Raw genomic sequence first — 4,814 nt, forward strand, 5'->3', positions numbered from 1 at the left:
CCCGGGGGCCACGTTTCTTCGTTTCCTACCCGCCGGTTTCTAGACCTTGGTGTTCTCTCCTTGGTGTGTCTATACTATAGCATACCCCAAATCGTTTGTATATTGACATGATGCATAGACTTATGGTGCAAAATTTGTTCGATTGTTGCCTTGAAGGGGCCGGGAATTTGTGCTATGATGTAAATGTTGGAGTGTATAAAGCGCCGCCTGCTTTTGAAGAGAGCAGGCGGCGCTTTTTGGTTATTCCGGCGCGGTCTCGCTTGGCGGGGGGCGGAGCCCTCTATCTCTATATTACAATATACAGGGCGGTCAGGTCAGCGGCCCGGTGCGCTTGACGCTGATCTTCACCAGGTTGCGGCTGAGGATGGTGTTCTGGTCGGCGTCCAGGGTGTAGCTGAACTCCACCTCGCCCCCCTCGTCGGTGAGGCGGCTGTGGATCTCGTCCGCCGCCACGCCCAGGGTCATGGCGCCGTAGCCGGTGTCGTAGTGGCACAGATGGCGGATGCCCTTTTCCACCACCAGCTGGCCCGCCGCCGGGCCGAAGCGGGTCATGGAGACCTTGCTCTCGTCCTTCGCCACCTTCACGGTGGTGGTGCAGCCCTCGTAGCCGGTGGCCTCGGTCTCCTTGTAGCTGATGAAAAAGCTGCCGCCCCGGCGCACGAAGCTGCCCCGGGTCATCAGCTGCACCGAGCCCGACTCGTCGCCCTGCTCCATGCGCCCGTCGATGCGGATCAGAAAATCCTCGTTCATGGGCTGTTTTCCTCCTTGGATGCGGGGCCCGCGGCCCCGGTCAGTAGTTGTCGATGGCCACCCGGGTCACGGGGCCGTCGTTTGCGCCCACGAACAGCCGGATGAAGGGCTCAAAGCCCGCGGGCTCGTCGCTCACAAAATACTCCGCGCCGCCCTCGCTGCCCTCGGGGGCCAGCAGGCCCAGCTCAAAAAGGCGGCGGCGGGCCAGCAGCGCGCCCTCCCGCCCCGCGTCGATGAGGGCCACCCCCGGGCCCATCACCTTGGCGATGGCCGGGGCGATGAGGGGGTAGTGGGTGCAGCCCAGGATGAGGGTGTCCACCCCTTCCCCGCGCAGCGGCGTGAGGTACTGGGCCGCGATGGCGGCGGTGACGGGGTCGTCCGGGGCCACATAGCCGTTCTCCACCAGCGGCACGAACATGGGGCAGGCCCTGGCGAACACCTGAAAGCGCCCGCTTGCATTGTGCAGCCGCTGCTCGTAGCTGCCGCTGCGGATGGTGGCGCTGGTGCCGATGACGCCGATGCGCCCGTTTTTGGTGGCGGCGGCCGCCGCGGCGCACGCCGCGTCCACCACGCCGGCAAAGGGCACGGGCAGGGCGGCGGTGTAGCCGGCGGGCAGGATGCTGCTCACCGTGCCGCAGGCCGCCAGCAGGAACTTGACGTTTTTCGAGAGAAGGAACGCGATGTCCTGCTTCGCGTACTGGAAGATGGCCGACGGGCTGCGGGTGCCGTAGGGCACGCGGCCGGTGTCGCCGAAGTAGACGATCTTCTCCGCCGGCAGAAGCCGCCGCAGCTGCCGCACCGCCGTGAGGCCGCCCGCGCCGGAGTCGAACACGCCGATGGCACGCTCATCCATGGCTGGCCTCCGCGCGCGCCAGCGCCAGCTCCACCAGTTCGTCCAGCAGCGCGCCCAGGGGCTTGCCCGCCGCCTCCATCAGCTTGGGATACATGCTGATGGGGGTGAAGCCGGGCATGGTGTTGATCTCGTTGATGAGCACGTTGCCGTCCTGTTCCACAAAGAAGTCGCACCGGGCCAGGCCCTGGCAGCCCAAAGCGGCGTAGGCCTTTTCCGCCAGAGCGCGCACCTCGTCCAGCTTCTCCTCCGGCAGGCGGGCGGGGATGAGGGTGCGGCTGGCGCCCAGCACGTACTTGTCATCGTAGGTATAGAACTCCTCGCTGGCCAAAATCTCGCCGGGGCGGGTGCTCACGGCGCAGCGGTTGCCGATCACAGCGCACTCCACTTCCTGCCCTTTCACAAAGCGTTCAAAGACCACCTTGTCGTCCTCGGCCAGGGCGGTGGCCACCGCGGCCTTCAGGGCCGCCCGGTCCTCCGCCTTGCTGATGCCCACGCTGCTGCCCGCGTTGGCGGGCTTGACGAAGATGGGCCAGCCCAGCTTCTTTTCCAGCCGGCCGGCCAGGGCGTCGAAGTCGGCGCAGCCGGCCCGGTCGGCCCAGTCCCACCGGCAGTGGGGCACACCCGCCGCGTCGAACAGGATGTTGGCCACCGCCTTGTCCATGCAGGCGGCGCTGGCCAGCACGCCGCAGCCCACGTAGGGGATGCCCGCCAGCTCGAGCAGGCCCTGGATGGTGCCGTCCTCGCCGTTTTTGCCGTGGAGCACCGGGATGGCCGCGTCCAGCCGCACGGCGCGCACGCCGCCCTCTTCAAAGAGCAGCATGCCGTGGCAGGCCCGGTCCGGGCTGATGAGGCAGGGGATATTCCCCGGGCAGGCAAGCCACTCGTCTGCCGGCATCTTGCCGGAGGGGCCGGGATAGTACAGCCAGCGGCCGTCCTTGGTGATGCCGATCTTGTACACATCGTAGCGGGCTTCGTCCAGGCCGTCGGCAAAGGTCTTTGCCGACATGCAGCTCACGTCGTGCTCGCTGGAAACGCCGCCGAACAGCAGCGCGACAGTCAGTTTTTTCATCGTTTTTATCCTTCTCTCTTCGGGCAAAGTGGGCCCCATTGGGGCATATGCCCATAAGTATTCTAATAATACCATAAAAATGCCCGGCGCGCTACTGCCCGCGCGTGCCCCGCCGCCGCTTTTTCGCATTTCAGGGGGATTTTTCTCTTGACGGGACGCCCCGGGTGTGATATGATGGTATCACCTCTTTTGCAGGTTTATTTTTTTGTGCCCATTTTTCGGGTGCGGCCTGCAACTGTCAGGGAGGCTAAACAAACCGTTAATTGGAGGTGCCGAAGACAAATGCGAGTGAAAATCACCCTTGCCTGCACGGAGTGCAAACAGCGCAACTACAACACCAAGAAGAACAAGAAGAACAGCCCCGACCGCCTCGAGATGAAGAAGTATTGCCGTTTCTGCAGAAAGCATACTGTCCATCGCGAGACCAAGTAAGAAAGGCGGAGCATCATGGCTGAGACTAGCAGCAAGAAACCCGGTTTCTTCTCGAAGGTCAAGAACTGGTTCAAGGGCATCGGCAAATTCTTCCGCGACACCGCGAGCGAGATGAAGAAGGTCGTGTGGCCCAGCAAGAAGCAGATCATCAACAACACCATCGTGGTCATCGTGGTGGTCATCATCGCCGCCGTCGTGGTGCTGGCGCTGGACCTGCTCTTCGGCTTTGGCCGCGACGGCCTGCTGGCGCTGGCCCGGAGCCTGTAACACGCAAGCACAAAACGAGGGGAGCGAACACGAATGGCAGAACAGGCACTGTGGTATGTGGTGCACACCTATTCCGGCTACGAAAACAAAGTGGCCACCAACCTTGAGACCATCGTGGAAAACCGCCGCCTGCAGGACCTCATCCAGGAGGTCAAAGTGCCGGTGGAGATGGTTCCCGAGCTGAAGGACGGCAAGGAACGCCTGGTGGAGCGCAAACTGTTCCCCGGCTATGTTCTGGTGAAGATGGTCATGACCGACGAGAGCTGGTACATCGTGCGCAACTGCCGCGGCGTGACCGGGTTTGTCGGCCCCTCGTCCAAGCCTGAACCCCTGAGCGACGAGGAAGCGGAGAAGCTGGGCATGAACGCCAAGGCCAAGCTCACGCTGGACTATGCGGTGGGCGACAACGTCCAGATCACCGGGGGCCCCCTGGAGGGCTTCGTGGGCGTGGTGGACGAGATCGACCTGCAGGCCCAGAAGGTGAAGGTCAAGGTCTCCATGTTCGGGCGCGAGACCCCCGCCGAGCTGGAACTGGGCCAGGCGAAACCCCTGTAAGAACGAACGTGCCCGCAAGGCGGGCAAACCATCGGTAAGAGCCGCCAGGCGCGGTTTTTATAGGGCGCGGCATTCCCCGCGCCCGTGGGAGGGCCGAGGCTTTCGGCCCGCTATCTTACCACAAATTTTGGAGGTGCATTAAAATGGCGCAAAAAGTAACTGGTTACATCAAGTTGCAGATCCCGGCCGGCAAAGCGACTCCGGCCCCCCCTGTCGGCCCCGCGCTTGGCCAGCACGGCGTGAACATCATGGCGTTCACCAAGGAATTCAACGAGCGCACCCAGAAGGACATGGGCTACATCATCCCGGTGGTCATCACCGTGTATGCCGACCGTTCCTTCAGCTTTATCACCAAGACCCCTCCGGCTCCGGTCCTGATCAAGAAGGCCTGCGGCATCGAGAGCGGTTCCGGCGTTCCCAACAAGACCAAGGTGGCCACCATCACCAAGGCCCAGCTGGAAGAGATCGCCAAGACCAAGATGCCCGACCTGAACGCCGCCAACCTGGAGAGCGCGATCAGCATGATCGCCGGCACCTGCCGCAGCATGGGCGTCACCGTCACCGAGTGAAGAGCCCCGGCTGAATTCGTGGGAGGAAATTGATCCGATAGACCACACAGGAGGATAAAGTTATGAAACACGGTAAACACTACGTCGACAGCGCCAAGCTGGTCGACCGCACCAAGCTTTACGAGGCCGACGAGGCCCTTTCCCTCTGCTGCCAGACCGCCAAGGCCAAGTTCGACGAGACCGTTGAGCTGCATGTGCGCCTGGGCGTTGACAGCCGCCACGCCGACCAGCAGGTCCGCGGCGCCGTTGTGCTGCCCCACGGCACCGGCAAGAACGTGCGCGTCATCGCCATCTGCAAGGGCGACGCCGCCAAGGCCGC

General features: G+C 63.3%; 7 protein-coding genes and 1 pseudogene. 5 read left to right on the top strand and 3 right to left on the bottom strand.

Going from position 1 to position 4,814, the window contains the following annotated elements; all coding sequences use genetic code 11:
* Window positions 1–309 precede the first annotated feature (309 nt).
* Genes ACH2AT_RS10640 through ACH2AT_RS10650 form a run of 3 tightly spaced genes read right to left on the bottom strand, consistent with a single transcriptional unit; the run spans window position 310 to window position 2,672 of the window.
* Window positions 310–750, bottom strand: coding sequence for a DUF1934 domain-containing protein (locus tag ACH2AT_RS10640; RefSeq protein WP_394965921.1), 441 nt, complete (start codon window positions 748–750; stop codon window positions 310–312).
* Between the two features lie 40 nt (window positions 751–790).
* Window positions 791–1,603: a glutamate racemase gene (gene murI / locus ACH2AT_RS10645; RefSeq protein WP_394965923.1), complete on the bottom strand. Its 813-nt coding sequence runs from the start codon at window positions 1,601–1,603 to the stop codon at window positions 791–793.
* Entirely contained in the window at window positions 1,596–2,672 is a 1,077-nt protein-coding gene (locus tag ACH2AT_RS10650; protein ID WP_394965925.1) for a D-alanine--D-alanine ligase family protein, read from the bottom strand. The genes murI and ACH2AT_RS10650 overlap by 8 nt, the downstream gene beginning before the upstream one ends.
* A 282-nt stretch (window positions 2,673–2,954) precedes the next feature.
* On the opposite strand from ACH2AT_RS10650, the gene rpmG reads away from it, so the two are divergent.
* The 5 genes and pseudogenes from rpmG to ACH2AT_RS10675 all read left to right on the top strand — a co-directional run.
* Window positions 2,955–3,104 carry a 50S ribosomal protein L33 gene (gene rpmG, locus ACH2AT_RS10655; RefSeq protein WP_177522308.1) on the top strand — a complete coding sequence of 50 codons (150 nt, stop codon included), beginning with the start codon at window positions 2,955–2,957 and terminating at the stop codon, window positions 3,102–3,104.
* Window positions 3,105–3,119: 15 nt separating this feature from the next.
* Entirely contained in the window at window positions 3,120–3,371 is a 252-nt protein-coding gene (secE, locus tag ACH2AT_RS10660) for a preprotein translocase subunit SecE (protein ID WP_177522309.1), read from the top strand.
* Between the two features lie 33 nt (window positions 3,372–3,404).
* Window positions 3,405–3,926, top strand: a complete 522-nt coding sequence (nusG, locus tag ACH2AT_RS10665; protein WP_394965926.1) for a transcription termination/antitermination protein NusG — start codon at window positions 3,405–3,407, stop codon at window positions 3,924–3,926.
* 143 nt (window positions 3,927–4,069) lie between these two features.
* Entirely contained in the window at window positions 4,070–4,495 is a 426-nt protein-coding gene (gene rplK, locus ACH2AT_RS10670; protein ID WP_177522311.1) for a 50S ribosomal protein L11, read from the top strand.
* A gap of 62 nt (window positions 4,496–4,557) precedes the next feature.
* Window positions 4,558–4,814: pseudogene (locus tag ACH2AT_RS10675) on the top strand (50S ribosomal protein L1); the annotation flags it as partial.

The organism is Candidatus Allofournierella excrementigallinarum (assembly GCF_944388085.1).
Taxonomy (GTDB): domain Bacteria; phylum Bacillota; class Clostridia; order Oscillospirales; family Ruminococcaceae; genus Allofournierella_A; species Allofournierella_A excrementigallinarum.

Coding starts and splice junctions, on each gene's coding strand:
- secE (WP_177522309.1), top strand. CDS start 3,120: ATGGCTGAGACTAGCAGCAAGAAACCCGGTTTCTTCTCGAAGGTCAAG.
- murI (WP_394965923.1), bottom strand. CDS start 1,603: ATGGATGAGCGTGCCATCGGCGTGTTCGACTCCGGCGCGGGCGGCCTC.
- nusG (WP_394965926.1), top strand. CDS start 3,405: ATGGCAGAACAGGCACTGTGGTATGTGGTGCACACCTATTCCGGCTAC.
- rplK (WP_177522311.1), top strand. CDS start 4,070: ATGGCGCAAAAAGTAACTGGTTACATCAAGTTGCAGATCCCGGCCGGC.
- ACH2AT_RS10640 (WP_394965921.1), bottom strand. CDS start 750: ATGAACGAGGATTTTCTGATCCGCATCGACGGGCGCATGGAGCAGGGC.
- ACH2AT_RS10650 (WP_394965925.1), bottom strand. CDS start 2,672: ATGAAAAAACTGACTGTCGCGCTGCTGTTCGGCGGCGTTTCCAGCGAG.
- rpmG (WP_177522308.1), top strand. CDS start 2,955: ATGCGAGTGAAAATCACCCTTGCCTGCACGGAGTGCAAACAGCGCAAC.